17 protein-coding genes and 1 tRNA gene are annotated in these 17,917 nt (G+C 62.7%); 11 read left to right on the top strand and 7 right to left on the bottom strand.

Annotated features, from left to right (window positions below):
• Positions 1 to 174 precede the first annotated feature (174 nt).
• The 5 genes from PQ457_RS01865 to PQ457_RS01845 all read right to left on the bottom strand — a co-directional run bounded on the left by PQ457_RS01865 (position 175) and on the right by PQ457_RS01845 (position 3,451).
• Positions 175 to 678, bottom strand: coding sequence for a hypothetical protein (locus PQ457_RS01865; protein WP_273618110.1), 504 nt, complete (start codon positions 676 to 678; stop codon positions 175 to 177).
• Between the two features lie 74 nt (positions 679 to 752).
• Positions 753 to 926 (bottom strand): MerR family transcriptional regulator, encoded by a 174-nt coding sequence (locus PQ457_RS01860; RefSeq protein ID WP_273618109.1) that lies wholly within the window; start codon positions 924 to 926, stop codon positions 753 to 755.
• A gap of 159 nt (positions 927 to 1,085) precedes the next feature.
• Complete coding sequence (locus PQ457_RS01855; RefSeq protein WP_273618108.1) at positions 1,086 to 2,018, bottom strand: hypothetical protein; 933 nt, start codon at positions 2,016 to 2,018, stop codon at positions 1,086 to 1,088.
• Entirely contained in the window at positions 1,982 to 3,211 is a 1,230-nt protein-coding gene (locus tag PQ457_RS01850) for a tyrosine-type recombinase/integrase (protein WP_273618107.1), read from the bottom strand. The genes PQ457_RS01855 and PQ457_RS01850 overlap by 37 nt, the downstream gene beginning before the upstream one ends.
• A gap of 166 nt (positions 3,212 to 3,377) precedes the next feature.
• Positions 3,378 to 3,451: transfer RNA gene (locus tag PQ457_RS01845), tRNA-Cys, on the bottom strand.
• A gap of 276 nt (positions 3,452 to 3,727) precedes the next feature.
• On the opposite strand from PQ457_RS01845, the gene PQ457_RS01840 reads away from it, so the two are divergent.
• The 8 genes from PQ457_RS01840 to PQ457_RS01805 are packed head-to-tail and all read left to right on the top strand — an operon-like array spanning position 3,728 to position 11,140.
• A complete protein-coding gene (locus PQ457_RS01840) occupies positions 3,728 to 4,840 on the top strand; it encodes an S-(hydroxymethyl)glutathione dehydrogenase/class III alcohol dehydrogenase (protein ID WP_273618106.1) in 1,113 nt (370 codons plus the stop codon).
• A gap of 16 nt (positions 4,841 to 4,856) precedes the next feature.
• On the top strand, positions 4,857 to 5,237 hold the full coding sequence (locus PQ457_RS01835; RefSeq protein ID WP_273619219.1) for a VOC family protein: 381 nt from the start codon (positions 4,857 to 4,859) through the stop codon (positions 5,235 to 5,237).
• Positions 5,237 to 5,659, top strand: coding sequence for an NAD(P)H-dependent oxidoreductase subunit E (locus PQ457_RS01830; RefSeq protein WP_273618105.1), 423 nt, complete (start codon positions 5,237 to 5,239; stop codon positions 5,657 to 5,659). The genes PQ457_RS01835 and PQ457_RS01830 overlap by 1 nt, the downstream gene beginning before the upstream one ends.
• The gene (locus PQ457_RS01825) at positions 5,656 to 7,167 is read left to right on the top strand and encodes an NADH-ubiquinone oxidoreductase-F iron-sulfur binding region domain-containing protein (protein WP_273618104.1); all 1,512 of its coding nucleotides are present in this window, start codon (positions 5,656 to 5,658) and stop codon (positions 7,165 to 7,167) included. Before PQ457_RS01830 ends, PQ457_RS01825 begins: the two co-directional genes overlap by 4 nt.
• On the top strand, positions 7,164 to 7,697 hold the full coding sequence (gene mobA / locus PQ457_RS01820; RefSeq protein ID WP_273618103.1) for a molybdenum cofactor guanylyltransferase: 534 nt from the start codon (positions 7,164 to 7,166) through the stop codon (positions 7,695 to 7,697). The genes PQ457_RS01825 and mobA overlap by 4 nt, the downstream gene beginning before the upstream one ends.
• The gene (gene fdhF, locus PQ457_RS01815; RefSeq protein WP_273618102.1) at positions 7,687 to 10,521 is read left to right on the top strand and encodes a formate dehydrogenase subunit alpha; all 2,835 of its coding nucleotides are present in this window, start codon (positions 7,687 to 7,689) and stop codon (positions 10,519 to 10,521) included. Before mobA ends, fdhF begins: the two co-directional genes overlap by 11 nt.
• Positions 10,518 to 10,727, top strand: coding sequence for a formate dehydrogenase subunit delta (locus PQ457_RS01810; protein WP_273618101.1), 210 nt, complete (start codon positions 10,518 to 10,520; stop codon positions 10,725 to 10,727). The genes fdhF and PQ457_RS01810 overlap by 4 nt, the downstream gene beginning before the upstream one ends.
• Positions 10,727 to 11,140 (top strand): ketosteroid isomerase-related protein, encoded by a 414-nt coding sequence (locus PQ457_RS01805; RefSeq protein ID WP_475727789.1) that lies wholly within the window; start codon positions 10,727 to 10,729, stop codon positions 11,138 to 11,140. Before PQ457_RS01810 ends, PQ457_RS01805 begins: the two co-directional genes overlap by 1 nt.
• 258 nt (positions 11,141 to 11,398) lie before the next feature.
• Here PQ457_RS01805 and PQ457_RS01800 read toward each other — a convergent pair whose 3' ends face one another.
• Positions 11,399 to 12,109 (bottom strand): winged helix-turn-helix domain-containing protein, encoded by a 711-nt coding sequence (locus PQ457_RS01800; RefSeq protein WP_273618100.1) that lies wholly within the window; start codon positions 12,107 to 12,109, stop codon positions 11,399 to 11,401.
• Between the two features lie 204 nt (positions 12,110 to 12,313).
• Entirely contained in the window at positions 12,314 to 13,516 is a 1,203-nt protein-coding gene (locus tag PQ457_RS01795; RefSeq protein WP_273618099.1) for an LL-diaminopimelate aminotransferase, read from the bottom strand.
• A gap of 429 nt (positions 13,517 to 13,945) precedes the next feature.
• Between PQ457_RS01795 and PQ457_RS01790 the strand changes: the two genes are divergently transcribed.
• From PQ457_RS01790 to clpS, 3 genes are all read left to right on the top strand, one after another.
• Complete coding sequence (locus tag PQ457_RS01790; RefSeq protein WP_420540978.1) at positions 13,946 to 15,808, top strand: PHA/PHB synthase family protein; 1,863 nt, start codon at positions 13,946 to 13,948, stop codon at positions 15,806 to 15,808.
• 311 nt (positions 15,809 to 16,119) lie between these two features.
• On the top strand, positions 16,120 to 17,088 hold the full coding sequence (locus tag PQ457_RS01785; RefSeq protein WP_273618098.1) for a phasin family protein: 969 nt from the start codon (positions 16,120 to 16,122) through the stop codon (positions 17,086 to 17,088).
• Between the two features lie 281 nt (positions 17,089 to 17,369).
• Positions 17,370 to 17,741: an ATP-dependent Clp protease adapter ClpS gene (gene clpS, locus PQ457_RS01780; RefSeq protein ID WP_273618097.1), complete on the top strand. Its 372-nt coding sequence runs from the start codon at positions 17,370 to 17,372 to the stop codon at positions 17,739 to 17,741.
• The last annotated feature ends 176 nt before the right edge of the window (positions 17,742 to 17,917 follow it).

The following is a 17,917-nucleotide window of genomic DNA, read 5'->3' as shown; positions in this document are numbered from 1 at the left end:
TCAAGGAATGGCGGATTTGCGCCATTCGTAAAGCCTGCCAGGCAAGAGCGCGCGGATGGCGCGCTCTCAAACCCGCAGAAAACAGCTCTACACATGTGCGTGGGGTGTGTAGTCCTATAGGCGGCGCGATGCGAAGCATCGTGGCTGGCGGATGGCTTTTGCCGTGGGGTCATGTCAGGCATCGTCGTTATCTCCGGGCTTCCTGGCGGGAGACGCGAAAGCGTGGATCGCCTGCGCTGCCTGAGCGTCGGCGTCAGCGCGATCGGCGAAGGGGCGCTCTGGATGGGCGGGCAGGAATTTGAGCGGGGTCTGCCCACGCCATTCCTCCACGGCGGCATCGACCGCCGCGCGCAATTTCTCATAGAGGTCGTGGGCGCGCACTGGGTCGATATGCGCCCATTCGAGCTTGCGATAGATATAGGCGCCCAGCGGATAATCCTGCCCGTCGATGGTGATCGCGGGGCCTTCGAACTGGACCTGATACCGCGCGCCGCGAAAGCGATCGATCAGGGGACGTTCGAGATAAAGCCAATCAAGAATGAACGACCTATAGGCCCGGCCATCCGCGCCAGGGCGGTTGAGCCGCCGCAGGAAGGCGTCATTCATGTCAGTGGCGATCTTGTCCTGGAAGGCTTCGGACGCAAGGATGCTGTCGATCAAAGACGGTTTGTCAGTCATGGCAGTCTCCGCGCGGCGAAGTGCAACCTCGCCGCGAAATGGGATTGGGAAGGGATCGATGCGGACACTGCCCCTCAAGGCTGGCGCTTGGGCGCTGTCAGCCGGGCGATGGAATCGGTCGTCACCAGCGTTCTGGTGCCGATCTTGAGCGCATCAAGCTGGCCGCTGTGAATGAGCATGTAGACCGAGCTGCGCCCGATGCTCAGCGCCTTGGCCGTGGCGTTGATTGAAATGGCGATAGGTTCCATGAGCGTCTCCGTGATTGCCGCCATGCGGCGAGAGACGCTTCACATTGCACATGACCGCCGCCGGGTCGTGCGACTGACAAAATCGGCGGAAATCTGGGAAAAATCGGAGGTCCGAAAAACAAAGACCCCATTCCCGAAAAACAGACGCGCCGGTGGCGATCAGGCTTCCGGCGAAAAATCCGCCCTCCCGCCCCGAGTTATCCACAGGCGCTTGGCGATCTTCTCGGCATAGGGCCGGACCATGTCTGCGCGCGGCGAATCGCCAGACGTATCAGCGTGATCCTGGAACCAGGTAACAAGCATGGCCTCGACCTGCCGACGGGCCTTGGTTTCATCGGTGAGGTCAATCTCATCCAGGGCCGGGTTGTCGATCAGGTTGATGAGCGAGTCCGTATAGGCATATTTGGGCTCGCGGCCTGGCCCAGCGCGCCTCTTGGGCTTGAGCGCGGCAATGATCTCTTCCGGCTCAGCCTCAATAAAGATGTCGCCACCCAAGCGGAAACCCAAAGGGGGAAGCACCATGGCGCAATCGCTGGCATTGTCAGACAGCAACAAGCCGCGCAACCTGCCCCAGAATATCCGATGGCTGAGATAGCGCTTTTCGCCCGAGCGGGTTCGGAAGTAGGCGCGCGGGCCGGACCGGCGACCAAGGTGCTCGAACAGCTTTTCAAGGGTGTCGACGCTGGCGGTGGCCCCAATGGGATAGAGTGCCGGGCGCTTGGCGTGAACCGGGCCTAACCCATATTGGCGCACGCGCCAGGTAAGCACCGGAGCCGCTGCCAGAACGATCATCGGGACCAGAATGATCATCGGGCGCCAGCCCAAATCAGTGCCCGTCAAACCCGCTACAATCCAGACCAGCAGGCCAGTCAGCGTGAAAGCTGCGAAGATACCAAACGACACCGCCAACAGCAGATACTCGATCCGAACCGCCCGCTCGATCCCCGACGCGATCCGGTCTATCTCCTCCAGCGCCTGATCCTCCAGCTCGGCAACCGCTAGCATCCGGGCTGCGATGCGCGCCAGGCTGCGGCGATCCTCGTTGTTGTCGCGCGCTAGTGGGATTGCGGCTGGAGACTTCCCGGCTGACATTGATTTCCTCCTGCGCGCAATTCGAAGAGATGGTCGCTCCACCATTGGGCCATGGCAACACGCTCTGGCCAATAGGCGGACTGGTTGTAAATCCGGCGCACGCTGCCCGCCACCATGTGGGCCAGCGCCCGCTCGATGGCGTCGGGGTTCCACTTGCCCGACTCGTTTAGCAACGAGGAGGCCGTCGTGCGAAACCCGTGCGCTGTCATTTCGTCCTTGCTGTAGCCCATCCGACGCAGCGCGGCGTTGATGGTGTTCTCGCTGATCGAGCGGTCGCGGGTGCGCACCGAAGGGAACACATATTTCCCCTTGCCGGTAAGCTGGCGCATGCTCTCCAGAATGGCCAGCGCCTGGCTCGACAAAGGCACGGCATGGGGCTGGCGCATTTTCATCTTGGCGGCGGGCAAGGTCCACACCTTCTTTTCGAAATTGACCTCGGCCCATTCCATCTGCCGGATTTCGCCGGGCCGCTGGAACACATGGGGTGTCAGCCTGAGCGCGTGCATCACCGCCGGGTCGCCCTGATAATCGTCAATCGCCCGCAACAGCCCGCCCAGTTGGGCAGGATCGGTGATGGCGGCGAAATGTTTGACCTTAGGCGTGATCAGCGCGCCCACCAGCAATTGGGCTGGATCGCGGTCGGCGCGGGCAGTGGCCACGGCAAAGCGGAACACCCTGCTGATAAAGGAGCGCAGCAGGTTCGCCGTTTCCAGCTTTCCGCGCTTTTCCTGCTTGCGCAGCTCGTGCAGGATTTCCTGTGGGGTGATGTCGGAAACGGGGCGCTTGCCAAAGTCCGTCCCCAGCAGTTTCACGAACCACCGCATCTTCTTCAGCGTGGGCTCGGCCAACCCCTCGCGGGCCTTCTTCTCGATCAGTTCACCCGCGACGAGGCTGAAGCTGTTGTTCGCGCGGATGCTGGCCTCAACTTTCGCTTGGCGCTTGGCGGCGTTCGGATCGATGTCATGGGCCAGTTGCTTCCGGGCCGCGTCCCGTGCCGCGCGCGCCTCGGCCAGGGTTATCGCCGGATAGGCGCCGATCGCCAGTTTACGCTCAACCCCGTTGATGCGGTATTTGACCCGCCACAGCTTGCTGCCCTTGGGGTTCACCAGCAAGTAAAGGCCCTGCGAGTCCGTTACCTTGTAGGGCTTGGCCTTGGGCTTTGCATTGCGGACAGCGGTGTCGGTCAGCGCCATCTGGGGGCCTCGATTCTGGGGGGGGCTTCCAAGGCCCCCATTTTGGGCCCCCATTACCGGCAATTTTCGGCAAACAGAGGCATCCGCTGACAACCAGCGAATGCCCTCAAACTAGCGGAAATCAGGGATTTTTTCAACCGTCGGCAGGCGTCGCCAGACAGGAAAATGGAGGCCCGAGCCGGAATCGAACCGGCGTGCACGGATTTGCAGTCCGCTGCGTCACCACTCCGCCATCGGGCCATCCTTTGCGGTGAGGCGCTGCCACTAGACGAGGAAAACATGAATGGCAACAGCGATTCGTGCAAATCTGTGAACAGTGATTTGCGAAAAAACGCCGCTGGCCCAAGGCCGCCGCCGCGCTAGAGATTGCCTCCTTGCCATCGGCCCCTTGCGGGACCACAATTATCTTTCCGACGCCCTGATGCCATTGGGGCGTTGACGCCGCCCCCGTCCAGTTTGTATGCAAGGCAAACAAAAAGGTCGGGGACGCATCGGCCTGTTCAGGAGAGCATACAGATGAAGACCCGCGCCGCCGTTGCCTTTGCGCCCAAAACCCCGCTGGAGATTGTCGAAGTCGATCTCGAAGGCCCCAAGGCCGGTGAGGTTCTGGTGGAGATCATGGCAACGGGCATTTGCCATACCGACGCCTACACGCTCGATGGTTTTGATTCCGAAGGCATCTTCCCCTCGATCCTGGGCCATGAGGGCGCGGGCATCGTGCGCGAGGTGGGGCCGGGCGTGACCAGCGTCGTCCCCGGCGACCATGTGATCCCACTCTACACCCCCGAATGCCGCCAGTGCAAAAGCTGTCTTTCGGGCAAGACCAACCTGTGCACCGCGATCCGCGCAACGCAGGGCAAGGGCCTGATGCCCGATGGCACGACCCGCTTTTCGTACAAAGGTCAGCCGATCTTCCACTACATGGGCTGCTCGACCTTCTCGAACTTCACGGTCCTGCCCGAAATCGCGGTGGCCAAGATCCGCGAGGACGCGCCGTTCCAGTCCTCGTGCTACATCGGCTGCGGCGTGACCACGGGCGTGGGCGCGGTCATCAACACCGCCAAGGTGCAGGTGGGCGACAATGTGGTGGTCTTCGGCCTCGGCGGCATCGGCCTCAATGTCATTCAGGGCGCGCGTCTGGCGGGTGCGAACAAGATCATCGGCGTCGACATCAACCCCGATCGCGAAGAATGGGGCCGCCGTTTCGGCATGACCGATTTCCTCAACACACGGGGCATGAGCCGCGAGGAGATCGTGGCGGCCATCGTAGTGATGACCGACGGCGGCGCCGATTACACCTTTGACGCCACCGGCAACACCGAGGTCATGCGCACGGCTCTCGAAGCCTGCCACCGCGGCTGGGGCACCAGCATCATCATCGGCGTGGCCGAGGCGGGCAAGGAAATCAGCACCCGCCCGTTCCAGTTGGTGACGGGCCGCAACTGGCGCGGCACGGCCTTCGGCGGAGCCAAGGGGCGCACGGATGTGCCCAAGATCGTCGATATGTACATGACCGGCAAGATCGAGATCGACCCGATGATCACCCATGTCATGGGCCTGGAAGAGATCAACACCGCCTTCGACCTCATGCATGCGGGCAAGTCGATCCGCAGCGTCGTCGTGTTCTGAATCGGGAGAGAGAATGATGTTTACCCATATCATGGTCGGTTGCAGCGACCCGGCGAAAACCAAGGTTTTCTATGACGCGCTGTTCGGCGCACTGGGCGGCACGCCGGGTTTCGACACCGGCAAGGGCGCCTTTTATCAGCATAATGGCGGCGCTTTCGGCTTCACCCTGCCCGCCAATGGACAGCCCGCCACCCATGCCAATGGCGGCACCATCGGCTTTGGCGCGACCAGCACCGAGATGGTCGATGCATGGCACGCGGCGGGCCTGGCCAATGGCGGCACCTGCGAAGGCGCGCCGGGGCCGCGTTCGATGCCGGGGCGCAACCTGTATGGCGCCTATCTGCGCGACCTTGATGGCAACAAGATCTGCGCCTTTGTAGACCTGGATAAGGCATAATGACCAACGAGCGCCTGCAAGAGATCCTCGCCCGGCACGCCGGGAGCGAAGGGCCGCTGTTGCCGATATTGCACGATGTGCAGCGGGCCTTTGGCTGTGTGTCGCCCGACACGCAGCAGGCCATCGCGCAGGCTCTCAACCTGTCCCGCGCCGAGGTGCATGGGGTGGTGAGTTTCTATCACGACTTTACCGAGGAGACCGACCCGCGCCCCTGTGTGCAGCTCTGCCGGGCCGAGGCGTGTCAGGCGCGCGGGGTTGAGGCACTGGTCGAGGCCGCAGAGGCCGCCGCCGGGAACCGGGTGCGGATCGCGCCGGTTTATTGCCTTGGCCTGTGCAGCGTTGGCCCTGCGGCAAGGATTGGTGACGCGCTCCATGCGCGGCTCGATGCGGCCTCGCTGGCGCGGCTGGTGGAGGCGGCATGATGAAGGTCCGCATTTCCGATGATTCGCTCGCCCTCGCGCTGGGGGCAGATAGCGTGGCCGATGCCTTCGCGGCGGCGGGCGCTGTGGTTGAGCGCACCAGCAGTTGGGGGATGCACTGGCTCGAACCCTTGGTTGATGTCGATGGTATCGGCTATGGCCCGGCCACGGTCGATGATGTGTCCGCGATCCTTGATGGGACCAGCGCGCTGTGCATCGGCCCGATTGCCGAGCATCCCTTCATCAAGCCCCAGCAGCGCCTGACCTTTGCCCGCGCCGGACGGACCCGGCCCTTGAGCCTAGAGGATTACGAGGCCACCGGCGGCTGGGCGGGCCTGCGCCGCGCGCAAGCCATGTCCGGCGACGCGGTGATCGCCGAAGTCACGCAAAGCGGCCTGCGCGGTCGCGGCGGGGCGGGCTTTCCGGCGGGCATCAAGTGGAAGACCGTCGCCAACGCCCCCGCCCCGCGCAAATATGTCGTGTGCAACGCCGATGAGGGCGATTCCGGCACCTTTGCCGACCGCATGCTGATGGAAGGCGACCCCTTCCAATTGATCGAGGGTCTGGCGATCTGCGCCCATGCGGTGGGCGCCCAGACCGCCTATATCTATACCCGCAGCGAATATCCCCATGCGATTGCCAAATTGCGCGCCGCCATTGACCTTGCCGCCGCCATCATCGCCCCGCTGCATATGGAGGTGCGCGAGGGCGCGGGCGCCTATGTCTGCGGCGAGGAGACCTCGCTGCTCAATTCCATCGAGGGCAAGCGCGGCGTGGTGCGTGCCAAGCCGCCCCTGCCCGCGCTGGAGGGGCTGTTCGGCTGCCCCACGGTGGTCAACAATGTGCTGACCATCGCGGCCATCCCGCATATCCTGTCCGAGGGCGGAGCGGCCGAATATGCGGCGCTGGGCGTGGATCGCAGCCTTGGCACCAAGCCGATCCAACTGGCGGGCAATATCAAGCATGGCGGATTGTATGAAACCGCCTTTGGCATTTCGCTCCATGATCTGGTTTACGCCATCGGCGGCGGCACGGCTTCGGGGCGCCCGGTGAAAGCGGTGCAGGTGGGCGGGCCTTTGGGCGCCTATATCCCTCCTGCGCAATTCGATCTGCCGTTTGATTATGAAGCCTATGCCCGCGCCGATGCGCTGATCGGCCATGGCGGGGTGGTGGTGGTGGACGACAGCGCCGATATGGGCCGCCTCGCCCGTTTCGCCATGGAGTTTTGCGCGGTGGAAAGCTGCGGCAAATGCACGCCATGCCGGATCGGATCGACGCGCGGGGTCGAACTCATCGACCGCATCCGCGCCGGGGCCAAGGTGCTCGATCCCGTGGGCGCGCTGCCGCAAATGCATAATGCGCCCAAGACCGCCCGCACCGCCGATCAGGACATCGCCCTGCTGGAGGAACTGTGCGAGACGATGAAGTTCGGCTCGCTCTGCGCGCTGGGCGGGTTCACGCCCTATCCGGTGCTCTCGGCGCTGCGCCATTGGCCGGAGGATTTCCAGTGATTCTGGGCGCGGTTCTTGCCGGTGGCCGCTCCACCCGTTTCGGCAGCGACAAGGCACTGGCGGTGCTCGATGGGCAAACGCTGATCGCGCGCGCGGTGGCCCTGCTGGGCCGCCAATGCAGCGCGGTGGTGGTGGTTGGTCGCGAGGAGGCCCCCGCCCCCTGCATCCCCGACTGGCCCGCGCCGGGCATGGGGCCGCTGGGCGGATTGGCCGCCGCGCTGCGCCATGCGCGTGACAATGGTTTTACCGATGTGCTGTGCATCTCGGTCGATGCGGTGGGGCTGGATGACCGGCTGCTGGGGCAACTTTTCCCCTCGCCCGCCTATGTCGAGAGCCAGCCCGTGATCGGCCTGTGGCCCGCCCATGCCGCCGATGCGGTTGAGGCGATCCTGCGCGGATCGGGCAAACATTCGCTGCGCGCGCTGGTCGAGGCGACGGGGGCAAGGGGCATCACCCTTCCCCGTCCGCCCGCCAATATCAATTCCCCCGACGATCTCGCCCAATGCGAGGAGGCAATCCATGGCCTATGAACCCCAAGCTGATTATGGCACCCCGGCGCGTGATGGCGCGCCGGTAACGCTGACCATCGACGGCCGCGCCGTCACCGTTCCGGCGGGCACCAGCGTGATGCGCGCCGCCGCCGAGATCGGGGGCGCGATCCCCAAACTCTGCGCCACCGACAATGTCGAGGCGTTTGGCTCGTGCCGCATGTGTCTGGTGGAAATCGAGGGCGCGCGTGGCTTGCCCGCATCCTGCACCACGCCGGTGGCAGCGGGCATGGTGGTAAAAACCCAGACGCCGCGTCTGGAGAAAATCCGGCGCGGAGTGATGGAGCTTTACATCTCCGACCACCCGCTCGATTGCCTGACCTGCAGCGCGAACAATGATTGCGAGCTTCAGGATACCGCAGCCCAGGTCGGCCTGCGCGATGTGCGCTATGGCTATGCGGGCGAAAACCATCTGGGTCAGGCGCCGGACCTGTCCAACCCCTATTTCGCGTTTGACGCCAGCAAATGCATCGTCTGCTCGCGCTGCGTCCGCGCCTGCGAGGAGGTGCAGGGCACCTTTGCACTGACCATCGAAGGGCGCGGGTTTGATTCGGCCGTTTCGGCGGGCGCGGCTGCGGACGATTTCCTGTCGAGCGAATGCGTCTCCTGCGGCGCCTGCGTTCAGGCCTGCCCGACGGCGGCGCTCAATGAAAAATCGGTGGCCGAAATCGGCAAGCCCGAACGCGCCGTGGTGACGACCTGCGCCTATTGCGGCGTGGGCTGCACCTTCCGGGCGGAAATGCGCGGCGATCAACTGGTGCGCATGGTGCCGTGGAAGGATGGCAAGGCCAACCGAGGGCATAGCTGCGTCAAGGGCCGCTTTGCCTGGGGCTATGCCAACCATGCCGACCGCATCACGCGGCCGATGATCCGCGAGGCGATCACCCAGCCTTGGCGCGAGGTGTCGTGGGACGAGGCGATCAGCTTTACCGCCAATCGCTTGAAGGCGATCAAGGCGCAATATGGCGCGCGGGCGCTGGGCGGGATCACGTCGAGCCGCTGCACCAATGAGGAAGCCTTCCTCGTGCAAAAGCTGGTGCGCGGCGGGTTTGGCTCGAACAATGTCGATACTTGCGCGCGGGTCTGCCATTCGCCAACCGGCTATGGTTTGAAGACGACCTTCGGCACCAGCGCGGGGACGCAGGATTTCGACAGTGTGGAGGACAGCGACGTCATCCTCATCATCGGCGCGAACCCGACCGATGGGCATCCGGTGTTTGCCTCGCGCATGAAGAAGCGTTTGCGCCAAGGGGCGAAGCTCATCGTGATCGACCCGCGCCGGATCGACATGGTGCGCAGCCCGCATATCGAGGCCGCGCATCATCTGGCCCTGCAGCCGGGCACCAATGTCGCGGTGCTGACCGCGATGGCCCATGTGATCGCGACCGAAGGGCTGGCCGATGAGGCCTTTGTCCGCGAGCGCTGCGATTGGGATGAGTATCAGGATTGGGCGCGGTTTGTGTCGGACGCGCGCCACAGTCCCGAAGCGCTGGAGCCGGTGACGCGGGTCCCGGCGGGCGAATTGCGGGCGGCGGCGCGGCTGTTTGCGACCGGGGGCAACGGGGCCATTTATTACGGCCTTGGCGTGACCGAACATTCGCAGGGGTCCAGCACCGTCATGGCGATTGCCAATCTGGCGATGGCAACGGGCAATGTCGGGCGGCGCGGCGTGGGGGTTAATCCCCTGCGCGGGCAAAACAATGTGCAGGGTTCATGCGATATGGGCTCGTTCCCGCATGAGCTTTCGGGCTATCGCCATATTTCCGATGCCGATACGCGCGCGCTGTTCGAGGCGGAATGGGGCGTGCCGCTGGATGCGGAACCTGGCCTGCGCATTCCCAATATGCTGGATGCGGCGGTCGATGGGTCTTTCCGCGCGATCTATATTCAGGGCGAGGATATTTTGCAGTCCGACCCCAACACGCATCATGTCGCGGCGGGGCTTGCCGCGATGGATTGCGTGATTGTGCATGATCTTTTCCTCAACGAAACGGCCAATTACGCCCATGTCTTCCTGCCGGGCAGCACGTTTCTGGAAAAGACCGGCACTTTCACCAACGCCGAGCGGCGCATCCAGATGGTGCGGCGCGTGATGGACCCGGCCAACGGTTATGAGGATTGGCAGGTCACGCAATTGCTGGCCCGGGCAATGGATCTGGATTGGGATTATGCCGATGCGGGCGAGATCATGGACGAGATCGCGCGGCTGACGCCCAGCTTTGCCGGGGTGTCCCATGCGCGGCTGGATGCGGAAGGGTCGCTGCAATGGCCGGTGAATGAGGCGCACCCCGATGGCAGCCCGATCATGCATGTCGATGGCTTTGTGCGCGGGCGTGGCAAGTTTGTGGTGACGGAATATATCCCCACCGATGAGCGCACCGGGCCGCGCTATCCGCTGCTGCTGACCACGGGGCGGATCCTGTCGCAGTATAATGTCGGCGCGCAGACGCGGCGGACGGCCAACAGCGTGTGGCATGCCGAGGATGTGCTGGAAATCCATCCGACCGATGCGGAAAATCGGGGCCTGTCGACCGGGGATTGGGTGCGTCTGGCCAGCCGGGCGGGTGAAACCACGCTGCGCGCGCTGGTGACCGATCGCGTGGCCCCTGGCGTCGTTTACACCACCTTCCACCACCCCGACACGCAGGCCAATGTCGTCACGACTGAAAACTCGGACTGGGCCACCAATTGCCCGGAATATAAGGTGACGGCGGTGCAGGTCACGCCTTCCAACGGCCCCACCGCATGGCAGCGCGACTATGAAGCTCAGGCCCAGCAGGCGCGCAGGATCGAGGCAGCCGAATGAACACCACAGACCATCTGATCAAAATGGCTAACCAGATCGCCGCCAACCTTGCCGCACAGGGGCAGGAGGTGGCGATCCGCGAAACCGCCCAGCATATCATCGACTTTTGGGACCCGCGCATGAAGGCCGGGATCGCGGTGGCCGATCATGCGCAATTGTCCGAAATCGCCCGCGCCGCGGTGGGCATCGTGACGGCAAAGGCCTGATGATGACGCAGAAGGAAGCTCTCGCCCTGCTGGGGCGCTATTATGCCGCCTTCAATGCGGGCGACAATGAGGCGATGCTGGCCTGCCTGACCGAGGATGTCGCGCATGACATCAATCAGGGCGCGCGACAGATCGGCAAGGAGGCCTTTCGTGCCTTTCTGGCCCATATGGACCGCTGCTATCGCGAAAGGCTGGAGGATATCGTGCTGATGGCCCATGCCGACGGCCTGCGCGGGGCGGCGGAGTTTACCGTGCATGGTGCCTATCTGGCCACGGATGAGGGCCTGCCCGAAGCGAAGGGGCAGATCTATGTGCTGCCGGCAGGGGCGTTTTTTACGTTCCGCGACGGGCTGATCGCGCGCGTCAGTGTCTATTACAATCTGGCCGACTGGATGCGCCAGGTCGGGGGATAGATCGCCTCCACGGCCACTTTCCCAACGCCCCGCGCCGCTCGGTTTGCGGGGCGTTTTGCTGCGCATTAGCCATATTGGATAGCAGGACGCATCGCATAGGCAAAAAAAGACCCGGCCAAAGCCGGGTCGTGGAAGTTTGGGAGAGGATGCCTGAAAGGCAGGTTCTAAATAGGCCCGACCGCCCCATTCGGCAAGGCAAGAATAGCAATATTTCCCTTATTGGTTATAATAACTGAGAAAGAAACCCTAAAAGGGAAATTACACCAAAGTTACGCCCATTTGGATATTTTCTGATATTTTCTGATCCATTTCTGCCCGTCCAACTAGCTGATATCCACCGCCCGGCGCGGTCTGAATCCAGCCGGGCAGCCCCGCCACGGCCAGTTTGGATCGCAGACGACTCGTGTGAACCGCCACACTGTTGGTTTCCGGCACAAAGGACAGGTTCCAGACATCGCGCAGCAATTCGCGCTTGCCCACCGTCTCGCCCGGCGTATCCATTAACCGCCAAAGCACCGCAAATTCGCGCGGATGCAACCCGACCGACTTGTCGCCGACAAAGGCGTCGCGCTCGATCAGATCCAGCCGCAGCGGCCCATGCTGTCGCCATCGAACAAGCGCCTCGGCCTGCTGGGTGATGCGCAAGGCGCGCGCGTGCAATTCGGGCAGGCCGATTCCCGAATCGCAAATATCGCCAAAGCCCCGCCGCAGCAGCCGTGCCCGCTCCTGTCCGTCGCCTATGCCCACCACCAGCGCCCAGCGCCGCAGCCGCACGCCGCGCGTGCCATTGAGCCAGCGCCAGACACCGGCATCCACCGTCTCATGATCCACCAGAATCGGGGTGTCGGGCGAAAGGTCACGGATGGCTTCGAGCGAATTGATGCTGTCCGACTGCATCCGCCAGCCGGAGATCCGCAGATCGACGTCACCAAAAATAGAACGTCCGGCCAGCCAGTGAAAACACCGCACTGCGTATCCCCTAACAGAAAAAATTCAGCAGCGGGAACAGTGGGGGTAATAGCTGAGGCATTGGTAATGCCAAAAAGTTAACGCTGTTTTAGGGATATTACCTCTATTTGCAGTCGCTATCGCAAAGAAAGGGTTAAACAAAAGCGCCCGGCACATCTCTGCACCGGGCGTCATGCTAATTCCAAAAACTTAAAAATTTGACGTTTATTTGGCCGCCGGCACATTCACGCCCATGCTGGTCAGATAGCGCTTCACATTGCGCGCGGCCTGACGCAGGCGCTGTTCGTTTTCCACCATGGCGATGCGGACAAAGCCCTCGCCATCCTCGCCATAGCCCACGCCCGGCGCCACGGCGACCTCGGCATGGGTGAGCAATTGCTTGGAGAACTCAAGGCTGCCCAGATGCGCCAGCGCGGGCGGCAAAGGCGCCCATGCGAACATGCTGGCCTTGGGGCTGGGAATCTCCCAACCGGCGCGGCCAAAGCTTTCCACCATCACATCGCGGCGCTTTTGATAAAGCAGCCGGTTTTGTTCGACGATATCCTGCGGACCGTTCAGCGCCGCGCAGGCCGCCGCCTGAATCGGGGTGAAGGCGCCATAATCAAGATAGGACTTCACCCGCGTGAGCGCCGCAATCAACTGCTTGTTGCCCACCGCAAAGCCCACGCGCCAGCCCGCCATGCTGAAGGTCTTGGACATCGAGGTGAATTCCACCGCGACATCCTTGGCGCCGGGCACTTCCAAAATCGAGCGCGTCGGATTGCCGTCGAAATAAAGCTCGGAATAAGCAAGGTCGGACAGGATCCACACCTTGTTTTCCTTGGCCCACGCCACCAGCCGTTCATAAAACGCCAGATCGACGGTTTCGGCCGTCGGGTTCGACGGATAATTGACGATCAGCACCGAGGGGCGCGGCACCGAATATTTCATCGCGCGCTCCAGCGAATCCCAATAACGCTCATCGGGCGTGGTGGGCACGGAGCGGATCGTGGCGCCCGCAATGATAAAGCCGAACGTGTGGATCGGATAGGACGGGTTGGGCGCCAGCACGACATCACCGGGCGCCGTGATCGCGGTCGCCAGGCTGGCCAGCCCTTCCTTCGACCCCATCGTCATCACCACTTCGGTTTCGGGATCGAGATCCACGTTGAACCGGCGGCCATAGTAATTGGCCTGCGCCTTGCGGATGCCGGGGATGCCCTTGGACGCGGAATAGCCATGCGCGCTGGGCTTTTGCGCCACTTCGCACAGCTTCTCGATCACATGGGGCGGCGGGGGCAGATCGGGATTGCCCATGCCAAGGTCGATGATGTCCTGCCCGCTAGCTCGTGCTGCGGCCCGCATCGCATTGACTTCGGCGATGACATAGGGCGGCAGTCGCTTCATGCGGTAGAATTCTTCGGACATCGGACCTTTCCTGTATTACCTCCCCACGGATCACGCATCGCACATACGCCACCATGGCGAAGTGCAGGCGCCCAAGCGGCGCCACCACGGCGGGGGAGGCCGCTCCCATGCGCCTTTTTGCCCGGAAACGCGAGAGCAGGATGCAAAAAATTTGCGTGGAGGGTGAACTCGGCAAAAGGCGTCATCAATTTTACGCCATGCCGGGCCATCAAATGCTTGCCGCAGGCGCACAGTCGTATCATGCTGATACGTGAGGCGTAAGGCGAGCGGGAGAACAAGCGCATGAGCAGCACAACCGATAGCATCGAAGGCAAAGGCACCAAGGCCCCCACCATCGATCCGCTGTCGAGCTTGATGATGCTCCCCTTTGAGGTGGCCAGCCAGACGATGGATCAATGGCTGAACCCCAAGACCGCGATTCCCGATGTGATGGAACAGGCCGGCGCCATGATGGATGCCGGATTGGCCGAAGGGGGCCCGGTGGTGAACGGCGAGGATGCCGCGCAATGGGCCGATGTGGCCGCGCGGATGCAGGCCAAATGGATGGAGTTTCAGACCCAGCAGGCGGGCAAGGCGATGTCGGGCCTGCTCTCGGGCGATCTGTTCAAGGCCGAACTGAACGGCCTTGCCTCGCTCTCGCCCGCGATGAACGAGATGCTGGCGCAATGGGGCAAACAGATCCCGCTGGTGCGGCCCGAAACCCAGCAGAAGCTGCTTTCCGACGGGATGAAACTGTGGGAGGGCGTGCTGGCGCAATGGGGGCTGCATGCCGGAAAGGGCGAAGTGCAGAATGCCCACCTGCCCCGCAGCGACCGCCGATTTGCCGATGCGGCATGGCGCGAGACGCCCTATTTCGCACTGGTGCATCAGACCTATCTGTTGATGGCCGAACAGATCACGGCGATGGCCGATTCGGTCGAAGGGCTGGACGATGCCCGCAAGGAGCAATTGCGCTTCTACACGCGCACGATGATCGAGGCGCTCAGCCCCGACCATTTCGCGCTGACCAATCCGCTGGTGATGGAAAAGGCGATTGAGACGCGCGGCGAAAGTCTGGTCAAGGGGCTGGAGCATCTGCTCGAGGATATGAAGCGCGGGCAGTTGAGCCACACCAATCGCGACGCCTTCAAGGTGGGCGAGAATATCGCCGCCACGCCCGGCAAGGTCGTGCACCGCACCCCGTTTTACGAATTGATCCAATATTCGCCCAGCACCGAGAAGGTGATGGCAACGCCGCTGCTGATCTTTCCGCCCTGGATCAACCGGTTCTACATCCTTGATCTCAACGCGAAGAAGAGCTTCGTCAAATGGGCGGTGGATCAGGGGATCACCGTGTTTCTGGTCAGCTGGAAATCGGCCGATCCCAATGACCCCGACGTGGATTGGGGCGCGGTGACATGGGACGATTACATCGGCGCCCAGATCGAAGCGATCGACGTGGTGCGCGAGCGGCTGAAAGTGCCCTCGGTTCACACCATCGGCTATTGCGTGGCGGGCACAACGCTCGCGGCGACGCTGGCGGTGCTGGCGCGGCGGGGCGAGGCCGAAAAGGTGGCCAGCGCGACCTTCTTTACCGCGCAGGTTGATTTCGAAAAGGCGGGCGAGCTCAAGACCTTTATCGATGATCAGCAACTGGCCGCGATCGGCGCGCTGGCGCAAAACGGGGTGATCGACGGGCGCTATCTGGCCGCCACGTTCAATCTGCTGCGTTCGCAGGATCTGATCTGGAGCTATGTGACGCGCAATTACCTGCTGGGCGAGGATTATTCGGCCTTCGACCTGCTGTTCTGGAATGGCGACAGCACCAATCTGCCCGCAGGCTGGCATCAGTCCTATTTGCGCGATCTCTATCGCGACAATCTGCTGGTTCAACCCGACGCGCTGAGCGGTTGCGGCACGCCCATCGACCTGTCGCGCATCACCACGCCCGCCTATATTCAGGCCGGGCGCGAGGATCATATCGCCCCGCCCGAAAGCGTGTGGCGTTTGAGCGGACAGTTGAAGAACAGCCCCCATGTCTTTGTGCTGGCCGGGTCGGGGCATATTGCGGGCGTGGTCAATCCGCCCGCGGCCAAGAAGTACCAGTTCTGGACCAATGACGAGCCGGCCGACAATCTGGACGCCTTTGTCGCAAAGGCGAAAGAAACGCCGGGCAGTTGGTGGAATCACTGGCTGGGCTGGCTGCAGGAGCAGGCGAGCGAACAGGTGGCCGCCAAGGGCAAGCGCATTCCGGGCGGGCGTGGCGACAAGATTCTGGGCGATGCGCCGGGCGAATATGTGAGGGCGCGATAGGAGGACCCGCGAAGGCTCTTTTATGCTGCAAGTGCGAAATGCTGGATTTTCGCCCGCGAGCCTGATGAGCTTTTCGCGCCGCAATCCTATTATAAAAATGCCTTATTTGTTTGATTTTCGTCAAATTTGCACAAAACCATCTCCGATCCGGGGGAATCACATGCTGCGCCGCACAAAAATCACTTGACTTCAGCGCGCCGAATCATCATTGTGCATCGCAACAAAGGTGAGGATCTCGGCAGGCCCGATCGCATCGGAAGCACTGGGATTATGCACCAATTCAACAGTCGGTTGAACGGGAAGCAGGTCCAATGAGCAAGAAGCCCACTACCAAGGCTACCATTCGCACCACGCGCGCGCCTTTTGCCAAGCCCGCGCCGTCGATCGTTCCGGAAACCGCTGTTGAGGTATCGCCCGAGGTTGAAACCCCCGCCGTTGCGCCCGATGTCGAAGTGACCCCGGCGGCCGAAACGCCCGCGCCCGTCGAGGAAGCCCCCGTTTCGGAGGAAACGCCGGTTGAGACCACCCCGGAGCCGGTTGCCCCAGAACCGGTTGCCGAAACCGCTGCTCTCGACGCGCCGGTCGAAGAAACGCCGGTTGAGACCGAGGTGAAGGTTGAGGCGGCCCTTGTCGCCCCCGTTGCCGCCGAAGAACCGGTGGCAAAACCCGTCCGCAAGCCTGCCCCGCGTAAGGTCGCGGCCAAGGCCGAGCCTGAATCCCCCGCCTCTGTTTCCGAGGTTGAAGCCCCCACCGTGGAGGTGAGCGCCCAAGCCCCGCAGCCGACCGAAAACGCCGCCCAGCCGCCGCGCTGGCCCAATATCTTCGCCAAGGAGTTTGCCATGTCCACGTTCCCCAGCTTCGATTTCGCCGCCCCCTTCCAGACCGCTTTCGCCGACTTCCAGGAAAAGGCCAAGGCTGCCTATGAAAAGGGCAATTCGGTGTTTGGCGATTACAGCGAATTTGCCAAGGGCAATGTCGAAGCTCTGGTCGAATCGAGCAAGATCCTGGCCGCCGGCCTGCAGGAACTGACCTCGGCCTATGTGTCGGAAGGCCGCGCGGGTTTTGAAACGCTGACCGCCGAAGTCAAGGAACTGGCCGCCGCCAAGAGCCCGACCGATTTCCTCAAGCTGCAGAACGATCTGGCCAAGAAGCATTTCGACGACGCCGTCGCCGCCGCTTCGAAGCATTCCGAAGCGCTGGTCAAGCTGGCCAATGAAGCGGCCCAGCCGATCTCGACTCGCGTGACGCTGGCCGTGGAAAAGATCAAGGCGGCTGCCTGATCCATTGATGCGGGGCGGCCTGTGCCGCCCTTGCCTGCAAAGCCCGGCCATCCGCCCTCTCACCGGATTGCCGGGTTTTTTGGCGCCTGCCGGGGCGATTTCCATTTGCGCGCGGACGGATAATGCGGCAGCATCGTCCTTACCGATTTATGCTTAAGTCGGTCTGTGCAAGGGACTGCGCATAGAAGCGCTTGTCCTGCCCCCATGATTCGCGGTATTTGGGCCGGATGATTCTCTCCCGTTCCCCTAACTCGGCCACATGTGGCTTGGCGGCCTCATGCATGGATGCGGCGCATGACCACGACGGCGGCGGCGCGCGGCCGGCCTTTGCCGGTGAGGATGACGACCGCGGCGGCCAGGGGCAGATCGGCCTTGCCACGCGCACCCGCGCCCGCCCCAAAAAGCCGAGCCAGTTCAAAGTCTTGATGCTGAATGACGATTACACCCCGATGGAATTCGTCGTCATGGTGCTCAAGCGCTTTTTCAACATGGATCTGGAACAGGCCACCCGCGTGATGCTGCATGTGCATCAGCGCGGCGTGGGCGTCTGCGGCATCTTTCCCTATGAGATCGCCGAGACAAAGGTGAATCAGGTGATGGATTGCGCAAGGCAAAACCAGCACCCGCTGCAATGCACCCTGGAAAAGGCCTGAAGACACAGGCCGGAGCCGATTTGCGGCGGGCGGCCTCACTCCCCCTTGCGCCGGGACGCTGCCCCGCTTAACTGAACCGCAAAATCCGGGTTGGCGTGCCTGCGCGTCGGCCCGTCCGGCCCGCTGTGTGAAGAGAGCCCCCATCGCGTGAAATCCCGCCCGACCCTTGATCGCCA

Source organism: Novosphingobium humi (assembly GCF_028607105.1).
In the GTDB taxonomy this organism is placed as follows: Bacteria; Pseudomonadota; Alphaproteobacteria; order Sphingomonadales; family Sphingomonadaceae; genus Novosphingobium; species Novosphingobium humi.
This window is presented reverse-complemented; position numbering and strand designations above follow the sequence as displayed.